The sequence below is a fragment of the Rhizobium sp. NZLR11 genome, from assembly GCF_019685115.1.
In the GTDB taxonomy this organism is placed as follows: Bacteria; Pseudomonadota; Alphaproteobacteria; order Rhizobiales; family Rhizobiaceae; genus Rhizobium.
This window is the reverse complement of record NZ_JABDWD010000032.1, coordinates 14,479-32,776: the sequence shown is the minus strand read 5'-3', so window position 1 is coordinate 32,776 and position 18,298 is coordinate 14,479. Positions and strand designations below refer to the sequence as shown.

The following is an 18,298-nucleotide window of genomic DNA, read 5'->3' as shown; positions in this document are numbered from 1 at the left end:
AATGGTAGTGTTTTGATACCTTCCGTTTGAAAAAGCGGCTATCTACTCTGAAATGACATGCTTAATCCGTCCGTCGTTGGGATGGAAGGCTGGAACGGCAAAGTTGTTCCCCGGGTGAGGCGGAAGCCCGGGATTGCGCTGCCAGACCGGCCGACAGTAACGAGGCGTAACCAATGGCGAACAACAAATATAACGAGTCGGTTGAGGACAAGGCGTTCAAGGCATTGGACGAGGCGCTCCAGATCGACTTCGGCAAAGATAACGTGCCGTCTCGCCGCGGCGACGCGCCTGAAGCCCCGGAGGCTAATGTGTCTGATCCAGTGAACGCGCGTAACCAGCAGGCCCAGGAAGAAGCGCAGCGCCGTAGCCGCCGCGCCGCCGCCGGCGAGCAGACATCCCGGGGGCCGGCCTTCGCGCCCGCAAACGATGCCAGTCGCAATACGCCCGCCTCGATACTGAAATCCTTCGACGGCGCCTCCAGCCGCTCAGCGGTGCGCACCGCCACCCTCTTCTCGGTGCTTTGGGTCATGGGCGGGCTCGGCCTGATGTCGCTGCTTTATGCGCCTCAGATCTGGCAGATCCGTTCGCTCGCCGATCTCGTCGCCCTGCCGGGCGTCATCGCCGGCCTCGTCGGCATCATCATTCCCGTCATGATGTTCTATGCTTTCGCCATCATGATCGCCCGCGCCCAGGACATGCGCAACGCCGCCCGTTCCATGGCAGAGGTGGCATTGCGCCTGGCGGAGCCCGAAACCATCGCCTCCGAGCGCATCATGACCGTCGGCCAGGCCGTCCGCCGTGAGGTCTCGGCGATGAATGAAGGCATCGAGCGCACCATCGCGCGTGCGTCCGAGCTGGAAACGCTCGTCCATTCCGAAGTCAATGCACTTGAACGTTCCTATGCCGACAATGAGTTGCGCGTCCGTGGTCTCGTCCACGAACTCGGCTCCGAGCGCGAGGCAATCGTCAACCACGCCGACCGCATCCGTACCTCGATCGGCAGCGTCCACGACCAGTTGAAGGAAGAGCTGTCGCTTGCGACCGAAGAGATCGCGGTGCGGCTCTCCACATCGGGCGAAGCCTTCGCCTCGCTGATCGACACGCGCGCCGCGACGATTTTGGAACGATCGGACAACGCCCTGCAGTCGATGGGCAGCCTGCTCGCCGCCAAGACCGATAGCCTGTTGCAGACACTGAACGCATCGGGTTTCGCGCTCGCCACCGAATTCGACAGCCGCCTCGAAGCGCTCTCCGTCAATCTCAACGACCATGGCGAAAGGTTGCTCAGCCAATTCGAGACGCGCGCCTCGACCATGGACAGCAGCACCGAGAAGCTGAATGCGGCGCTGAACGAACGCACGCATCAGCTCAGCGAGATCCTGATCGCCCGCACCCGCGAGATCAATGAGAGCCTGAAATCAGGCGAACGCACCATCGGCGGCACGCTCGACGACGTGCTGTCGAAGCTGAACAGCGCCCTCGACGAAAAGGGCGCGAGCTTCCGCCAGAGCCTGCAGACCACCGCCGACGATGCCGTCATGGATCTCGACGTCCGCTCCGGCTTCTTCGAAGAACGGCTGCAGACGACCGTCGCCCAGCTGTCGACCGCCTTCGACGAACGAGTCGCCGAATTCACCAGCGCCTTCGACAAACGCACCGGCTCGCTCGACACCAAGCTGATGGAGAGCCTCGCCCGCATCAACGAGACGCTGACCGGCGGCTCGGATTCGATCGACGGCATCCTGAGTTCCGGCATCGACCGGCTCGGTTTGTCGATGACCGATCAGTCGCTGGCGCTCGCCACCACACTCGCCACCAGTCACGAAGTGCTGGAAAGCACGCTCGGCACCCGGGCGGATGAAATCACCACTGCACTCACCAGCCGGACCGGCGAACTGACCTCGGCGCTGCAGAGCGCCACCTCGGAAATCGCGCTGACGCTTGCATCCGGCACCTCCGAGCTGCAGAACAATCTGCAGACCCGGACAGCCGAATTCCGCGACACGCTGCGCACCACCACCACCGATCTGACGACCGCCGTTGCCGCCGGCACCGAGCAGGTGACCGCTGCCTTCGGCGGCCGCGCCGAGGAACTGACCGGCGCGCTTGCGGCGCGTGCGGCAGAAATCAGTGAGGCGCTCGGCACGGCCCACGGCCGCATCGACAGTGTCATGGCAGAACGCGGTGGCGCGTTGGTCGAGGCGCTCACCACACATCACGGCCGCTTCGAGGAAGCGCTGACGACCCGCTCCGACGCCATCATCAACGCCGTCTCCAGCACCCATGACCGGCTTGCCGAGACGCTCGACGAAAAGGCGATGGCGCTCGCCATCTCTCTGAACGAAAGCCAGGCCCGCATCGAGGATACGCTCGAAACCCGCTCCGAAACGCTGCTGAGCGCCGTATCCGGCACGCATGACCGCCTCTCCGAAACGCTCGATGAAAAGGCCATGGCGCTCGCCATCTCCCTGAACGAAAGCCAGGCCCGCATCGAGGATACGCTCGAGACCCGCTCCGCGGCCCTGTTGACCGCCGTCTCCGGCACACATGACCGCCTGTCCGAAACACTGGACAGCAAGGCAACCGCCCTGACAACCTCGCTTGACGAGCGCAGCGCCCGCATCGAGGGTGCGCTTGGAACGCGTGCGGAGGCGCTGCTGAACGCCGTCTCCGGCACTCACGAGCGCCTCTCCGAAACGCTGGACGGCAAGGCGGCAGCTTTTGCCACTGCGCTGAGCGAAGGCCAGACCCGTATTGCGGATACGCTCGAAACCCGCTCCGCAGCTCTGCTGAACGCCGTCTCCGGCACGCATGATCGTCTGTCCGAAACCCTGGACGAGAAGGCGATGACGCTCGCCATCTCGCTCAATGAGAGCCAGTCGCGGATTGAAGACACGCTTGAAGCGCGCTCCGAAGCCTTCCTCAAGGCCGTGTCGGGCACGCATGACCGTCTTTCCGAAACCCTCGACCAAAAGTCGGCAGCGCTCGCCGCCTCCCTGAACGAGGGTCAGAACCGCCTGCAGGACACGCTGGAGAGCCGTTCGGAATCCTTCCTCACTGCGGTCTCCGCCACCCACGACCGCCTGTCCGAGACACTCGACGACCGGGCAATGGCGCTTGCCATTTCGCTGAACGAGAGCCAGAGCCGTCTCGAAGAGACACTGACATCAGGCGCCGATGCAATTATCAATGCGGTCTCCGGCACGCATGAAGGCCTGAACGGTGTGCTCGACCAGAAGGCCGCCTCCCTTGCCACCTCGCTGAAAGAGGGCCAGGCCCGCATCGAGGAAGCCTTGGGGCACCGCACCGCTGCAATCATCGGTGCCGTAACGGCAACTCACGACCGGCTCACCGATACGCTCGACGAAAAGACCATGGCGCTCGCCATTTCGCTCGACGACAACCAGAGCCGCTTCGACAGTGTGCTCGAAGCGCGCAGCAACGCCATCATGGAGGCCGTCTCCGGCGCCGAGTCACGCGTCGCCGGCGCCTTCACCGACAAGACCGATGCCATCCGCGCCGCCTACACCGACAATCAGCAGAGGCTCGAAAATGCGCTCTCCGAGCATAGTGCCGCCCTTTCCGGCGTTCTCGATTCCGGCGGCGCCCGCTTCGAGGATCTCGTCGGCGGCTTGACCGGCCGCATCGAAGGTCGCCTGACCGACGCCCATGTTCGGCTCGGAGGCCTCGCCGACGAGGCCGCCGCACGCATCGAAGGCGGACTCACCTCTGCCCATGAGCGCATCCGCACGACGCTTGAGGATCGCGCCAACGCCATCGACCTGTCGCTGAACCAAGCCCATGCGCTGATCAACGATACGCTGACCGAACATGCGACCAGCATCGGCACCTCGGTGGCAACGAGCGTCAGCATGCTCGAAATGTCGCTGGAGGACCGTGAAGCCTCGATCCGTCAGGCCATCGATGCCAGCGCCCAGACATTGGAAGATCGCATGCATGCCGGCGCCGGCCAGATCGCCAGCCGCTTCCAGGAGGCGGCGAATGCGATTTCCAGCTCAACCCAGAACTTCTCCGCTCATCTCGACCAATCGGTCGAAAGCCTGACTGGCCGGGTCGAAGAAACCGGATCGCGTGTGGAAGCCGGTCTTGCGGCCATCGAGACCCGCATCCGTGACGGTGTCGGCGGCGTTGCCGAAAAGGTTGAAGCCGCCAGCGGCCACCTGTCCGGCGTGCTGGCCGACGGCATATCCCGTATCGGCACGCTCAGCGACGACGCCACTCAGCGCATCTCGGCAACGCTCCAAGGCAGCGCCGCAAACCTCACCCAGGCGATCGACAGCCGCACCGCCAACCTGGCCGAGACGCTCGACAGCCGCGCCACGACCCTGACGGGCGCCATCGACGGCCGCACCGCGAGCCTTGGCGAAACCCTTGACCGCGGCAATGAACGCATCGAGGAACGCCTCTCCACCATGGATCGCGCGTTGACCGTCGGCCTCGAGGCCGTCAACCGCACCATCGAAGGCAAGGCCGTCGGCCTCGCCTCGACGCTACGCAGCGCGGTTGCCGAAGCCGCCCAGGGAATGGAAGGCGAAGCAACGAGGACCACCGAACTGCTCGGCAAGACCGGCCAGCAATTCGCTGTGGATCTCAATGCGAAAAGCGACGAATTCACCCGCACCATGGATGAACGCTCGTCGCAGATCGTCACTCGCGTCGCTGAAGCCCAGAGCCGGCTGGCAAGCCAGGCCGCTGCCGTCGCCCAGACCTTCTCGGAAGCCGGCAACGCAATCGTCAACAAGGTCGCCGAGGCCGAAACCATCGTCGGCACGCAGGTCAATGCCATCTCCAAGGCGCTGTCGGATGCCGGCCAGTCTCTGGAAACGCGCGGCGACGCCATCCGCTTGACGCTGTCGGGGGCCGGAAGCGAGATTTCCGCCACCATGGCGGATGTCGACCGGGCGCTTGAAGCCCGCAGCAGCGCTATCCGCTCCAATCTCGAGGAGCGTGCTCGCGAGATCGATACGACCTTCTCCGAGATCGACCGGGCGCTCGAAGCGCGCGGCAATTCGATCCGCTCGACGCTCGACGAACGCACCCGCGACCTCAACTCGATGCTGTCGGGCCGTTCGGTCGAATTGACGCGCATCCTCGACGAAACCGCCCGTCCGATCATCGACCGGTATACCGACGCCGGCGAGCAGGCCGCCGCCCGCATCACCGCCGCAGCCAACCTCAGCGCCGACCGTCTGCGCGCCGAAAACGAAGCGCTCGCCAGCGCCGTTGCCGCCCGTACCGAAAATGTCGCCAATGCCGTCAGCGCCATCGAAAACAGCCTGGTCGGCAACGTCAATGGCCTTGTCGAGCGCATGGCGGAAAGCAGCGCGGCGATGGCGATGATGATGAACCGCGCCGCCGAGCAGCTGACCACCGTCGACGGCCGTCTCGGCGACACCACCACGCGTTTTGCCGAGTCCGCCAACAGGGCCGCCGAAATGGTCTCGGCCTCGACCAGGCTGCTCGAAGGCAAGGTCGACCGCCTCTCCGACATCTCGGGCCAGACGCTGTCGCAGGTCGGCGGCATCATCGGCCGCTTCGACGAACACTCCAAGGTCCTCACTCAGGCCTCGCAGCTCCTCGGCGCCGCCCAGTCCAATCTCGCCTCGACGCTCGAGGAGCGCGAAAGCGCCCTGCAGACGCTCTCCGTCGGCCTCGTCCAACGCTCCGCCGAGATCGAAAAGACCATGCTCGGCCTCGGCGGCATGATCGAGACTGTGTTCGAGCGGGCAGAGCAACGCTCAAGCCAGGTGACCGGCAATCTGCGCCAGGGCGTGCAATCCTCCTTCGCCGATATCGGCCGCATTCTCACCGAAACCGAGAAGCGCGCCCAGGAAGCGGCCGAGACGATGCGCGAGGCAATCACCCGCGCCGGCGACGAAGCCAATACGACGATCGACGGCACCTTCGCCAATGTCGAGCGCCGCTCCGGCGATCTCTCCAACCGTATTCGCGGCGGTCTGACGGCCTCGCTGTCGGAAGTCGAGCGCATGCTCGGCGAAGCCGGCCGCGCCTCCGACGGCGCCGCCCAGAACATGCGGGAGGCGTTGCGCGAGGCGATCGATGATGCCGTCGGCCGCTTCTCCGGCGCCACGGATGATATCCGCCGCTCCGCCGCCGACATCCGCAACGAGCTCGACGCCACACGCGCCGAACTGAAGCGCGGCGCCTTCGATCTTCCCGAGGAAGCCAAGGAAAGCGCCTCGGCCATGCGCCGGGCCGTCGCCGAGCAGATCAAGGCGCTGCAGGATATCTCCCAGCTTGTCGGCCGCTCGAGCCAGCAGCTTGAGATTTCCGAGCCCGTCGCCCGCACGCTCGCCCAGGCGCAGCCGGCCTCGCGTGCCGCCCAGCCGGTCGCAACCCGGCCGGTTGCAAGTCAGCCGGTCGTAAGTCAGCCGGTCGCAGCCCAGGCGCCGCAGCCGGCAGCGCCCCCGCCGATCGAAGCGACGGGTCTGCGCGGAACGATCGCGCCGACAGCACCCGCTGCCGCCCCGCAGCGCGCCGCCCCGCAGCCTCTTCGCCAGGACACAGGGCGCCAGGAGCCGGCTCCTCCGGAAAGCGGCGGCTGGATCAGCGATCTCCTGCGCGGCGCGTCGCGTGAGGAGGCCGCCGACGAGGCGTCTGCCCGCGCTCCGGCCCGGCCGGCGGAAACCGCCGCACCGGCCGCGCGCAGCAATGACAGCCGCAATCCGCGCCACGTCGTCGAATCGCTGAACTCGCTCTCGGTCGACATTGCCCGGGCCATCGACCACGACGCCTCGGTCGATCTCTGGCGCCGTTACCAGCGCGGCGAGCGCGACGTCTTCACCCGTCGCCTCTACACGCTGAAGGGCCAGCAGACCTTCGACGAGATCAAGCGCAAATATGACCGCGAACCGGAATTCCGCACCGCCGTCGATCGCTACATCGGTGACTTCGAAAAGCTGCTTGCCGATGTTGCCCGCACCGACCCGAACCGGACGGTGACGCAGTCCTACCTCACCTCGGATACCGGCAAGGTTTACACCATGCTCGCCCACGCCGCAGGCAGGCTCAGCTAAGTTCGCTGATCTGAACTGGAATTGGGAAAGCCGCTTGAACATATGTCAGGCGGCTTTTCTTTTGCGATGCCAGTGGAACTAATGCATGTCGCCCGGAAGTGTGCAGCGGTTCCGGGATAACGACATGCATAAAAACAAAGGACTAAAGCGCGTCGCATGAATCAAGTTTGATGCGACGCGCTTTAAGAGTGCGACTAAGATCTCTCCGGCTTCACTGTCCAGATAAGATCTCCAGCAGCCATTCGTAAGCAATACCGCCACCCAGACCCGACTTTGCCATCCAGTCACGGAAACCTCTCCCGAATGACCCAGGCCCTTCTGATCATCGACGTGCAGAATGCGATCCTCTCCCGAAAAGCTACGCTGGAGAGGCAGCCTCAGATCGATGCAGCACTCGACGGCACCGTCGCGCGGCTGGCCGCACTGCAAGAAAAGGCTCGGCAGGCAGGCGCGCCGATCGTGCTCGTCCAGCATGACGGCGACACCGGTCATCGATTGGCCGTCGGCACGGCGGGATGGGCACTGCGCGAGGAGATTGCGCCGAGACAGGGCGAGGTGGTCGTGCGCAAGAAGAGCGCCGACTCCTTCTTCGAAACCGATCTTGCCGAACGCCTGAACGAACGCTCGGTCACCCGCCTCGTCATCGGCGGCTGCATGTCGCAATTTTGCGTCGACACGACAGTCAGGCGCGCCGTTTCCCTCGGATATGATGTGACTTTGATTGCCGATGGCCACACCACCGGCGATACGGCGACCCTCACCTTCTCCGCGATCATCGCCCACCACAATGAAACGCTCGACGGTTTCGACGCGGGCAAGGCGACGGTGGATATCCGCCCGGCCGCCGACATTGCTTTTTCATAAAACGTCGGCAGAGACATATCGTCCGCCGGCAGAGAGGGACCGATAGTCCATGCCTCCTGTATTCTCCCGCCTTATGGGGGACATGCCCGGCAGGGCAGAAGGGCATTCACGGCACGCCCTACAAGACCCGGCATCAAATCGAAAGCGGACGATCAATCCCCAGCCTGACGATCAACGCGTCGACGATCTCTTGCACATCCTTCGCGGCCGTATCGACAACGATCGGCCTCCGCTCCCAATGGTCATACACCCGCTCGACGGTTTCCTGCCACGTCGGTTTGACAAGCCCTTCGACGTCGGTTTTACGCGTCTCGACCCGGCGGCGATGCTCGATCTTGTCGGAACATATCACCTCGACTTCGACCGCGGTCACCGCAGATCGCGCCGCGACTGCCAGCCAGGCGTCGCGCGTTATCTGAAGAGGATTGACCGAGTCGGCGATCACCATACGGCCGAGCGTGAGATTATCCTCGGCAACCCCATAGGCGACAACATAACCTGCCGGACCGACGTCTGTTGAAGGGACACCCGCTCTGATCGCCTGCTCGATGGTGTCAACCCTCACATACACGGCTCCCAGCCGTTTCGCGAGCGCGCGGGCGACAGTCGTTTTTCCACTACCCGGCAAGCCGCCGAAGATAATCAGCATGGTTTCCGATCCTGTCGTTGAGTGAATACATCTCGGGCGAAGGAGAACGACAATCGTGCCCCTTCGCTGATCATAGCTCTTACCAACGAGATGCCCGAAGGTCCAACGCGCCGGCGACGACAGAACCCCGCTACCCCGCGCATCGCCATCGCGGAGAGCCGGAACCGCCACCAGCGTCCCCGGCTCCATTCTTACCGATCCGCTGATATGTTCCAGTTGTAGATGCACCGATCGAGGCCGATGGCGATCTCGAGCACGAGGACATCATGGTCGACGGCAGCTCCCTTCTTCGGCTGCGACCGGTAGCGCTGCGGAAAATCGGTGCGCCGCGAGATCGAGCAGACCTCCATCCACTTGTTGCCATTGTCGACCTCGATATCCATCGTCACCTCGGAATAGGCCGGCAGCCGGTCGGAGGCCACGATCCGCGTCGGCAGAGGGATCAGCGAGGCGATCATGCGGCGCACCGATTCGAGGCAGGCGGCGTGATTGTCGTTGCCGCTGTCGGCCGTGAAGGCGCATTGGAATTCGAGCTGCCAGAACTCCTTCAGCCGCATGTGTTTGGTCGGCTGCTCCTGCTCACGGCGATAGGATCTGCCGGCCTGCCAGACGCAGAGCGGTAGCCGCGTCTTCGAGTGATTGCCGAGAATATGCTGCATGTAGGCATAGGTCGATGGCGTGGTCTCCGGCCTCAGTACCAGCGCGGCATCACCGGCTGACAGCTGTTCCTGGACCCAGATATCGGCATTCGAATAAGCGCTCGAAACCAGTGATCGCGGCATCAAGGTGGGAGCCTCGACCCTTCGAACATCCCAGGCCGGATTGACCGATCTCAGAAAACTGCGGACCTCTTGCGAGAAGAAGCCGATCATATGATCGCGCAGATGGATCTCGCGCTCCTCCCAATGGACGAGCGAATTGACATGATAAAGATTGAGCACGGTGCCTGTCTCCCTGGCAACCTGGATTGACGTGGTGAGGGGCTTTACGTCCAGCCGGACGCAGAGAGCGCCCCGACGTCACAGCAGGACGCAGAGACCTCGTCCGTCAAAAGCGCACACAATCGCAGCCTGCAGGCAGGTGCTGATATGGCGGGAGAAAGGCGCGCGCTTCATGCTCATGTTGAATTTCTACGTGCCCTGCGCGCCATTGTCAAAACCCAAGACGGTAAGACAAAAGCAATCAGCTGTGGATGGGGCCTTTTTATTGCCGCCTGTCCTTCATTTCGTCACAAACTTTCTGGATCCGCTTGCGTTTAGCCGATGGCTCACCCGACCGTCCAACGACAGAGACAGTAACATCGATGACCAAGACGACCTCCCGGCTCCTTGCCACCGCGCTCTCGTCCGCCATGCTGATGGGCGCTTTCACTCTGGCCCAGGCCGGCCAGGCAAGCTTCGTCGTCGATGCGCACTCCGGTCAGGTCCTCGAAGGCTCCAATCAGGACGAATTGAATTATCCGGCGTCGTTGACCAAGATGATGACTCTCTATCTCGCCTTCGAGGCCCTGCATGAGCGGCGCCTCAACTGGGAGCAGAAGCTCACCATGTCGGAAAATGCCGAGAGCAAGGAACCCTTTAAACTCGCTGTCGGCGCAGGCCGCCAGGTGACGCTGCGCGAAGCGGTCGAAAGCATCGTCGTCTTGTCTGCCAACGACTCTGCCGTGGCGATCGCCGAACAGCTTGGTGGCTCCGAACAGGCTTTCGCCATGGCGATGACGGACAAGGCGCGCCAACTCGGCATGAAGGATACTGTCTTCAAGAATCCCTCGGGCCTTCCCGATCCCGAGCAGGTCACCACCGCACGCGATATGGCGACCCTCGGCGTCTCGCTGATGCGGGATTTCCCCGAGGAGTTCAAGCTATTTTCCATGCGCGGCTTCCAGTTCCGCGGCATGAAGCTGCGCGGCCACAACAACCTCATGTATCGCTATGACGGCGTCGACGGCATCAAGACCGGCTTTACCGATGCATCGGGCTACAATGTCGTGACATCGGCGCTGAAGGATGGCCGCCGCGTCGTCGGCGTTGTCATGGGCGAAAAGACCGCAGGCCTGCGCGACGACAAGATGGCAGGACTGCTGGACAGCACCCTGTCGTCGTCATCGAGTGCGACAGCTTCCACGACACCGGGCAACCAGCCGGGAGCGACGATGACGGATTCGCAACCGACGAAATAAGCGCTCGATGCACGTCGCCCGAAAATGCCCAGCGTTTGAGATAACGGCATGCAGGAAACAGAAACCTGCCGACAGGTTTTTGCTGCCGGTTATCTGAAAACTACCCTCAGGCTAAATTGGATAGGGTGACAATCCAGGCGCCGTCGGGACAAATATTTTTAAACGCCGGCAAGGTCACATTGCGGCGTTCTCCTGCAAACACCGGATCAGATCGAGCGCAGCGTCCAGTTGACGATCTCGGAGGCAACCATTGAGAAGGCACGGTCGAGACCCTTGACGAAGCCGCCATTATCGCCGCCGGCCGGCGCCGTGGCGCGGAATACCTTCTGGGCGCGCACCGAGCCGTTGCGGTCGTTGAGGATCTTGGCGGAGATTTCGACCACCGCCTGGTTGCCGTTTGAAGCGTCGATCTCGAAGGAGCGGATATCGGTGACGACCTGATAGTCGATCGCCAGTCCCTGCCCCGGCATGCCGACGCCACCGAGCTTGCCGGAGTTCTCGAAGGCTTCCACCAGCTTCGACTGCACCATGCGCGGCAGCTTGTCGCCCCATTGCGCCCGCGAGAGATACTGGATTTCCGAGGACGAGACGCGGATGACGATCTGCTCGCTGCCGAGCGCACTCAGCGCCGTTGGCGATGCGATCAGGATCTGGCGGGATTTGGCCGCCGGTCCGTCGCCGTCGACGGCGGCGGAAAGGTCATAGGTATCGTTCTTGGCCGCAGTGCCGCACCCGGAAAGGATCAGCGCCGTCAGCGGCAGCGCGATCACCGTTCCCCTGATCCATGAACGGCGCGACAACAGATGCGATGCGACCATATTAGGCTACCCCTGACTTCCCAGTTAACGCCGCGTCCGGCCGTCATATTGCTTCACCGTGTCCCCGCCGAAGATCAGCCGTTGGGGATTGCGGTCGAAGTTGGTGATCGTATCGTTCAGATTGTTGACGGTTCCACGCATGTCGTTGACGAGCGTCTGCACGTCGCGCAAACCGCCGCTTGAGAATTTCTGCAGATTGTCGGCGATCGGCCCGATGCGCGCATTCAGGTTGTCGGCGACCTTCTTGAAGGATTCCAGCGTATCGCGCGCCTCGGTAAACAGCGATTGTGTGTTGTCGGTTCCAAGCAAGGCATCGACTTTGATCAGGATACCGTCGATGCGGGTCGAGGCCGAATTCAGCTTGTTGGCAAGCTGCGAGACGTCCTGGATCGTCTGGTCGATATCTTTCTGACGCCCCGAAACCGTGTTGGCGACATCGCGGATCGACGCGACCGCGGCGCGTGCATCCTTGGTCGCCTGCGAGATATCGTCAACCGAGCCCTTCAGCTTGGCCGGGTCGATCTGGGCGACAAGCGTGTCGACGCGGTCGAGCGTCGCCTGTGCCTGTTTTCCGAAATCGTTGAAGGTGGTGGCCGTCTGGTCGAACTTCTGGATCGCCCCCTTAAGGTCGCCAGAGGCATCGGCGACATTGGCGGTGATCTTGTCGGCGTTGGAAACGATGTTGTCGATCTTCTTCGCATCAACCGCCTTGACCAGCGATTCCACAGCTTGAAGCGTCGAATCGACACGGCCGGAGACCGCCTTCACCGTATTGGAAAGCTCACCCACACTCTGCAAGAAGGCGTCGATATTGCCGGAATTCTTGGCAAGCGCATCCGAGAACGTCTCGGCATTCTTGAACGTCTGGGTCAGCGGCGCGCGTGAATCCTCGATGAAACCCTGAAGCTCACCGACCGCATCATTGGCGCGATCGAGGATCTTGTCGGCGGTCGCCAAAAGATTGGTGACGCTCGACTGGTCGGCGACGATGACAGCGCGTTTGCCGTTGTCGAGCGCATGTTGGAGGATGCTTTCCTCGCCCTTGCGGCCACCTGAAAGTTCGATATAGGCAGCCCCGGTCAAGCCCTGGATTTCAAGGGCGGCTTTGGTGGAAGGGTAGATCGGCGCATCGGTGCGCACCTGGGTGAAAGCCAGCGAATATTGCGGATCGTCGGCATCGATCGACAGTGTCTGCACCGAGCCGATCTGAATGCCGTTGAAGCGCACCGGCGAGCCGACGCTGAGGCCGTTGGCCGAACCCGGAATACGCACGATCAGCTCGGTCATCGGGCCACCACGGCCATATTCGGCCATCCAGTAGACGAAGCCGAAGGCCGCCGCGATGACCAGCACCGTGAAAAAACCGACAATCGTATAATTGGCTTTGGTTTCCATCTTATCCGGTCACTTCCCGCTGCTGCCGTGCCGCGCGCCATCATCCTGCGGCACGATCGAGCGCGCCCGCTTGCCCTTGAAATAGGCTTGCACCCACGGATCGTCGTAGGCCAGCATGTCGTTGATCGTGCCTTCCACCATTACCCGTTTCTTTCCGAGCACGGCAATACGGTCGCAGACCGAAAACAGGCTGTCGAGATCATGCGTTACCATATAGACGGTCAGTCCCAGACTATCGCGCAGGTTGGCGATCAGTTCATCGAATTCGGCGGCGCCGATCGGGTCGAGACCCGAGGTCGGTTCATCCAGGAAGACGAGTTCAGGATCAAGCGAGAGTGCACGGGCAAGGGCGGCGCGCTTGATCATGCCGCCTGACAGTTCGGACGGGTATTTGTCGGCGGCATCGGCTGCGAGCCCGACCATGCGGATCTTCAGATGCGCCAGTTCGTCCATCAGCGAGCGCGGCAGGTCGAGATATTCGCGCATCGGCACCTGGATGTTTTCCTTGACCGTCAGCGACGAAAACAGGGCCCCCTGCTGGAACAGCACGCCAAGCCGCATGTCGAGCGCGTTGCGCTGCGGTTCGTCGAGTTCGTCGAAATCCTGGCCGAGGATCTTGATCGTGCCGGAGCGGCGCGGCAATAGCCTCAGCACCGTGCGCATCAGCACCGATTTGCCGGTGCCCGACGCGCCGACGAAGCCGAGGATTTCGCCGCGATAGATGTCGAGGTTGAGATTGTCGAGCACCACCTTGGAGCCGAAGGCGACGGTGACGTCGCGCGCCGAGAGCACGATGTCTCTCTCGTTTCTGTCTTCCGTATCGATTGGTTTCTCGTCCACGCGATTCGCCATGCTAGAAGTCGATCGCTGCATAGAACATCGCAAAAAGCCCGTCCATCAGGATGACGACGAAAATCGCCTTCACCACCGCGGCCGTCACATGCTGGCCGAGCGATTCCGCGCTGCCGCCGACCTTCAGCCCTTCGACGGCGGCGACGATGCCGATGACCAGCGCCATGAACGGCGCCTTGATCATGCCTGAGAGCACCGTGGACAGCGTCACCGCCTCGTGCAGGCGCGACAGGAAGTTGGCGAAGGTGATGCCGGAATAGCCCCAGGCGACGGCGGCCGCACCACCGAGCGAGGCGAAATTTGCCAGCACCGTCAAAAGCGGCAGCGCGATGGTCAGCGCCACCAGTCGCGGGAAGATCAGTACGCCGATCGGGTTGAGCCCCATCACCTTCAGCGCGTCGATCTCCTCGCGCATCTTCATCGAGCCGATCTCGGCGGTGATCGCGCTGCCCGAACGGCCGGCGATCATGATCGAGGTCAACAGCACGCCGATTTCGCGCAATTGCAGGATGCCGACGAGATCGACGACGAAGACCTCGGCACCGAAGTAGCGCAGCTGGAAGGCGCCCTGCTGGGCAATGATCGCCCCGATCAGAAACGACATCAGAAGGATGATCGGAACGGCGCGAACGCCCATATTGTCGATTTGGTTGATGATCGAGGCCGGCGAAACGCCGCTGCCGCGGCCGAACTTCATCTGTGCGCCGCGCACCGCCGAGCCGAGAATATACATGGCGGCGGCGAAATTGTCCCAGACGTCGTAGGCCATCTTGCCGACCGGCGCGAAGATGCGCCCAGCAAGCGACACCTTCTCCTTAAACTCCGGCTCCGGTTTGGCCGACTCCTCGGAGAACATCGCCAGCATTTCGTCGATATGCTGATTGGTGCCTTCGAAGCGGACCGACCGTCCGGCCGCCTCCTCTTCCTTCTTCAGCCGGCACAGCAGCCAGATCCCGGCGGTATCGATATCCGTAATGTCGGAAAGATCGACCGTCAGGTCACCGGCCTTCTGGTGCAGCAGCTTCTCGAAGTCACGCAGCACGAAATGCACATAGGCACTACGCCAGCTGCCTCTGAGACGAACATGCTGCCCCGAGCCATCGGACTGGTCGTCCACGTCAAGTGAGGCAACGTTGCGATTCTCGGCGTTCAAGATACCTATGTCTTTCAAGGCTCACGGCGACATTGCCGACTCGGCGGATCGTTCGCCGCCCGGCGCGTCAATATACAGAAGCAACGTGCGAATTCCATGCTCACAGGACAGCAATAATGCCGCGCACCCTCGATATCCAGATGAATTCATTTCCGATTGCCGGGACCTTCACCATCTCGCGCGGCGTAAAGACCGAGGCCGAGGTGATTACCTGCACGCTCTCCGAAGACGGTGTACAAGGGCTTGGCGAATGCGTGCCCTATCGCCGCTACGGTGAGACCATGGAGAGCGTTTTTGCCCAGATCGAGGCGGCGCGTCCGCTGATCGAGGCCGGGATCTCCCGCCGCGACCTCTTGTCCGCCATGCCGCCGGGCGCTGCCCGCAACGCCGTCGATTGCGCCCTCTGGGACCTGGAAGCGAAACAAACGGGTGAAAGCGTGGCGGCCCGTCTCGGCCTTGCCGATCTGAAGCCGCTCACCACCGCTTACACCATCTCGCTCGGCGAGCCGGAGGTGATGGCCGCAAAGGCGCGCGAACATGCAGGCCGCGCGCTGCTCAAGGTCAAGGTCGGAACCGGCGACGATGAAAGCCGTATCCGCGCCGTCCGCGCGGCCGCACCCGATGCCGCCATCATCCTTGACGCCAATGAAGGCTGGCCGGAAGCCGTGCTCGAACGACATCTCAACATCGCGGCGCAAGCGGGTGTGGCTCTCGTCGAGCAGCCGTTGCCGGCCGGCCGCGACGCTCTGCTTGCCGAAATCCGTCGCCCGCTTCTCGTCTGCGCCGACGAAAGTGTCCACCACACCGGCGATCTCGCAAGCCTTGCAGACCGCTATGACGCGATTAACATCAAGCTCGACAAGACGGGAGGCCTGACGGAGGCCCTGGCGATGAAGGCCGAGGCAGAACGGCTCGGTTTCAGCATCATGATCGGCTGCATGGTCGGCACCTCGCTTGCCATGGCGCCGGCCGTGCTGCTCGCCCAGAATGCCGATTTCGTCGATCTCGACGGTCCGCTGCTGCTTGCCCGCGATCGCGAACCCGGCCTGCGCTACGCCGCTTCCCTGGTCTTTCCGCCTGAAAGCACGCTTTGGGGCTGAAGGTAGTAAGCTGAGATGACGAGGCCGAGACCTGAGAACGCGACGAGCGCCATGACGTAATAGCTGACGACGCCGAGCCAGGCATAGAGATAACCCGACGCCAGCGTCATCAGCGCCATTGCCATGCCGACATAGAAGAAGTAGGCGCCTTGCGCCGAGGATTCCTGCGTCTCCTGCACCGTCGCCATGATCCGCCGCTGCACCCCGGTATGCACGAAGGCATAGGTGAAGCCGTGGAAACATTGCAGCAGGAAAAAACCGGCAAAGCCGGTATTCATCGGAAACAGTATCCAGCGGCAGACGCTGACCGCGCAGCCGAAGCGGATCAGGGTCCAGGCGTCGAAGCGCCGGTTGAGACGCTTCGACAGGAAGAACACCGTCACTTCGGAAGCGACGCCGACGCTCCAGAGCAGGCCGACCTCAGTGCCGGAAAAGCCGAGATGATGCCAGTAGATCGATGAAAAGGCGTTGAGCACCGCATGGCTGGACTGCTGAATGGCGACACCGATCAGCAGCAGCAGCAAGTGCGGCTCGCGCAACCCGCTGCCGGTGGCGGCCGGAATGTTGATCGGCTGGCCACGCCGACGCGTCGGCCCGATGCGCGGGCAGAAGATTGCCATGACCACGGTCATGGCAAAGCCGAACACCATGATATCAAGCACCATCCCGCCGCCCCACCGGCTGATCAGCTGGCCACCGACCAGCGTCGAGACGATGAAGGCAATCGAACCCCAGACGCGCATTGACCCGTAATCGAGGCCCCAGCGGCGCACGCCCGAGATGACGATCGATTCGACGACGGGCACATAGGGCGCGAAAGTGGCGCCCTGCAGTGCATAGACGATCGTCACCGGCCAGAAGGTCGTCGTCCAGAACAGCGCGATCGCCGTCAGCAGCGACAGGCTGCCCGACCAGAGCAGCACGTCGGCGCGCTCCTTCAAACGGTCGGCGATCATGGCGACAACAGGCGCCACCAACACGCGAACCACCATCGGTATGGCAAGGATAACGCCGATCTCGTGGTCGCTGAAGCTGTGGGTTGCGAGCCACATCGGAAAGAACGGCAGAACGATGCCGTTGACGAGCAGTGGCGCGCAATAGGAAAGCGCGCTGAGCAGCCGGAAGCGCGGAGGCGCTCCCTCACTCGGGGAATGTTGAGCGGGAATCATCGGTGGACCTGAAGGAAACTGATCGTTGTCCTAACACACCACCCTGGAGGCGACCATTGCGAGAAATAGCCCTACTGAAACGTTTTAGAAAATAAATAGTGCCTGTCGCCTGACGGTAACGGCTAAACTCCTGGAGCGCGCGGCGCTGATACGCCGGCCCCAAAAATCAGACGGCCCTCAAATCAGGCGCCCCCAAATCACGCGGCCTGCGGGGCGAACTCGCCCTGGTCATGCATTTCGATGGCGGCAAGCGCCGGCACACTGCTGGCAAGCGCCCGCCAGGTGATCAGTTCGAACGTGCCGTCGTCGTGCTCGGCCACCGCCGTGCAGCTTTCCACCCAATCGCCCGTATTGATGTAGCGGATGCCGTCCATGTCCTGGATGATGGCATGATGGATGTGTCCGCAGATCACGCCGTCGGCGCCGCTTTTGCGGGCTTCCTCTGTCACGACGCGCTCGAACTCACCGATGAAGTTGACGGCATGCTTGACCTGCAGCTTCGCCCAGGCCGAGAACGACCAGTAAGGCATGCCGAGGCGTCGGCGCACTGCCGCCAGGAGGATGTTGATGCGGATCGCAGTATCGTAGGCCCAGTCGCCGAGATAGGCGAGCAGGCGTGCGTTGCGGACGACCACATCGAACTCGTCGCCGTGCAAAATCAGGTATTTTTTGCCGTCGGCGCCATCATGCATCATGCGGTCGACGACCTCGATGCCGCCGAAATGCATTCCCGGGAAGTCGCGCAGGAATTCGTCGTGATTGCCGGGGATATAGACGACGCGTGTGCCCTTGCGGGCCTTGCGCAGCAGCTTCTGGACGACATCGTTGCAGACCTGCGGCCAGTACCAGCTGCGCTTCAGGCGCCAGCCGTCGACGATGTCGCCGACGAGCACGATCGTATCGGCCTCGTGGTGGCGCAGGAAATCCAAAAGGAAATCGGCCTTCGCGGCCTTCGAGCCGAGATGGACATCGGAAATGAAGAGCGTTCGGAAATGTCTGGGTTCCATCATGTCTATCACGAGCTGTCGCTCATGCCCCATCTTTCATCTAGCCTTCCAAAA

Annotated in this window: 12 protein-coding genes; 4 read left to right on the top strand and 8 right to left on the bottom strand. The window is 62.6% G+C overall.

The annotated features are described in order from the left end of the window. The first annotated feature begins 173 nt into the window (after window positions 1–173). Window positions 174–7,058 carry a hypothetical protein gene (locus HJB83_RS31720; RefSeq protein ID WP_221133174.1) on the top strand — a complete coding sequence of 2,295 codons (6,885 nt, stop codon included), beginning with the start codon at window positions 174–176 and terminating at the stop codon, window positions 7,056–7,058. A 303-nt stretch (window positions 7,059–7,361) separates the two neighbouring features. Beyond that, complete coding sequence (locus HJB83_RS31715; protein WP_207580666.1) at window positions 7,362–7,922, top strand: cysteine hydrolase family protein; 561 nt, start codon at window positions 7,362–7,364, stop codon at window positions 7,920–7,922. A 133-nt stretch (window positions 7,923–8,055) separates the two neighbouring features. Here HJB83_RS31715 and HJB83_RS31710 read toward each other — a convergent pair whose 3' ends face one another. Together HJB83_RS31710 and HJB83_RS31705 are read right to left on the bottom strand one after the other, a co-directional pair. Next, window positions 8,056–8,571 carry an AAA family ATPase gene (locus HJB83_RS31710; protein WP_221117077.1) on the bottom strand — a complete coding sequence of 172 codons (516 nt, stop codon included), beginning with the start codon at window positions 8,569–8,571 and terminating at the stop codon, window positions 8,056–8,058. A 191-nt stretch (window positions 8,572–8,762) separates the two neighbouring features. Further along, entirely contained in the window at window positions 8,763–9,512 is a 750-nt protein-coding gene (locus tag HJB83_RS31705) for an aminoacyl--tRNA ligase-related protein (protein WP_221133173.1), read from the bottom strand. 362 nt (window positions 9,513–9,874) lie between these two features. Between HJB83_RS31705 and HJB83_RS31700 the strand changes: the two genes are divergently transcribed. Further along, window positions 9,875–10,750, top strand: a complete 876-nt coding sequence (locus tag HJB83_RS31700) for a D-alanyl-D-alanine carboxypeptidase family protein (RefSeq protein WP_221133172.1) — start codon at window positions 9,875–9,877, stop codon at window positions 10,748–10,750. A gap of 206 nt (window positions 10,751–10,956) precedes the next feature. Here the strand turns inward: HJB83_RS31700 and HJB83_RS31695 are convergent, their stop codons facing one another. The 4 genes from HJB83_RS31695 to HJB83_RS31680 are packed head-to-tail and all read right to left on the bottom strand — an operon-like array spanning window position 10,957 to window position 14,986. Continuing rightward, a complete protein-coding gene (locus HJB83_RS31695; protein WP_207580670.1) occupies window positions 10,957–11,568 on the bottom strand; it encodes an ABC-type transport auxiliary lipoprotein family protein in 612 nt (203 codons plus the stop codon). 24 nt (window positions 11,569–11,592) lie between these two features. After that, window positions 11,593–12,963 carry an MlaD family protein gene (locus HJB83_RS31690; RefSeq protein WP_164014169.1) on the bottom strand — a complete coding sequence of 457 codons (1,371 nt, stop codon included), beginning with the start codon at window positions 12,961–12,963 and terminating at the stop codon, window positions 11,593–11,595. Window positions 12,964–12,972: 9 nt separating this feature from the next. Next, window positions 12,973–13,815: an ABC transporter ATP-binding protein gene (locus HJB83_RS31685; protein ID WP_221133171.1), complete on the bottom strand. Its 843-nt coding sequence runs from the start codon at window positions 13,813–13,815 to the stop codon at window positions 12,973–12,975. A gap of 1 nt (window position 13,816) precedes the next feature. Further along, window positions 13,817–14,986 carry an ABC transporter permease gene (locus HJB83_RS31680; RefSeq protein ID WP_221133170.1) on the bottom strand — a complete coding sequence of 390 codons (1,170 nt, stop codon included), beginning with the start codon at window positions 14,984–14,986 and terminating at the stop codon, window positions 13,817–13,819. 98 nt (window positions 14,987–15,084) lie between these two features. Here HJB83_RS31680 and dgcA point away from each other — a divergent pair, with 98 nt between their 5' ends. After that, the gene (gene dgcA / locus HJB83_RS31675; RefSeq protein WP_221133169.1) at window positions 15,085–16,068 is read left to right on the top strand and encodes an N-acetyl-D-Glu racemase DgcA; all 984 of its coding nucleotides are present in this window, start codon (window positions 15,085–15,087) and stop codon (window positions 16,066–16,068) included. Here the strand turns inward: dgcA and HJB83_RS31670 are convergent. Continuing rightward, window positions 16,020–17,237: an MFS transporter gene (locus HJB83_RS31670; RefSeq protein WP_207580674.1), complete on the bottom strand. Its 1,218-nt coding sequence runs from the start codon at window positions 17,235–17,237 to the stop codon at window positions 16,020–16,022. The two genes, dgcA and HJB83_RS31670, sit on opposite strands and share 49 nt — an antisense overlap. 197 nt (window positions 17,238–17,434) lie before the next feature. Next, window positions 17,435–18,277, bottom strand: a complete 843-nt coding sequence (locus HJB83_RS31665; protein ID WP_164014159.1) for a UDP-2,3-diacylglucosamine diphosphatase — start codon at window positions 18,275–18,277, stop codon at window positions 17,435–17,437. Between the last annotated feature and the right edge of the window lie 21 nt (window positions 18,278–18,298).

Coding starts and splice junctions, on each gene's coding strand:
- HJB83_RS31720 (WP_221133174.1), top strand. CDS start 174: ATGGCGAACAACAAATATAACGAGTCGGTTGAGGACAAGGCGTTCAAG.
- HJB83_RS31715 (WP_207580666.1), top strand. CDS start 7,362: ATGACCCAGGCCCTTCTGATCATCGACGTGCAGAATGCGATCCTCTCC.
- HJB83_RS31710 (WP_221117077.1), bottom strand. CDS start 8,571: ATGCTGATTATCTTCGGCGGCTTGCCGGGTAGTGGAAAAACGACTGTC.
- HJB83_RS31700 (WP_221133172.1), top strand. CDS start 9,875: ATGACCAAGACGACCTCCCGGCTCCTTGCCACCGCGCTCTCGTCCGCC.
- HJB83_RS31695 (WP_207580670.1), bottom strand. CDS start 11,568: ATGGTCGCATCGCATCTGTTGTCGCGCCGTTCATGGATCAGGGGAACG.
- HJB83_RS31690 (WP_164014169.1), bottom strand. CDS start 12,963: ATGGAAACCAAAGCCAATTATACGATTGTCGGTTTTTTCACGGTGCTG.
- HJB83_RS31685 (WP_221133171.1), bottom strand. CDS start 13,815: ATGGCGAATCGCGTGGACGAGAAACCAATCGATACGGAAGACAGAAAC.
- dgcA (WP_221133169.1), top strand. CDS start 15,085: ATGCCGCGCACCCTCGATATCCAGATGAATTCATTTCCGATTGCCGGG.
- HJB83_RS31670 (WP_207580674.1), bottom strand. CDS start 17,237: ATGATTCCCGCTCAACATTCCCCGAGTGAGGGAGCGCCTCCGCGCTTC.
- HJB83_RS31665 (WP_164014159.1), bottom strand. CDS start 18,277: ATGGGGCATGAGCGACAGCTCGTGATAGACATGATGGAACCCAGACAT.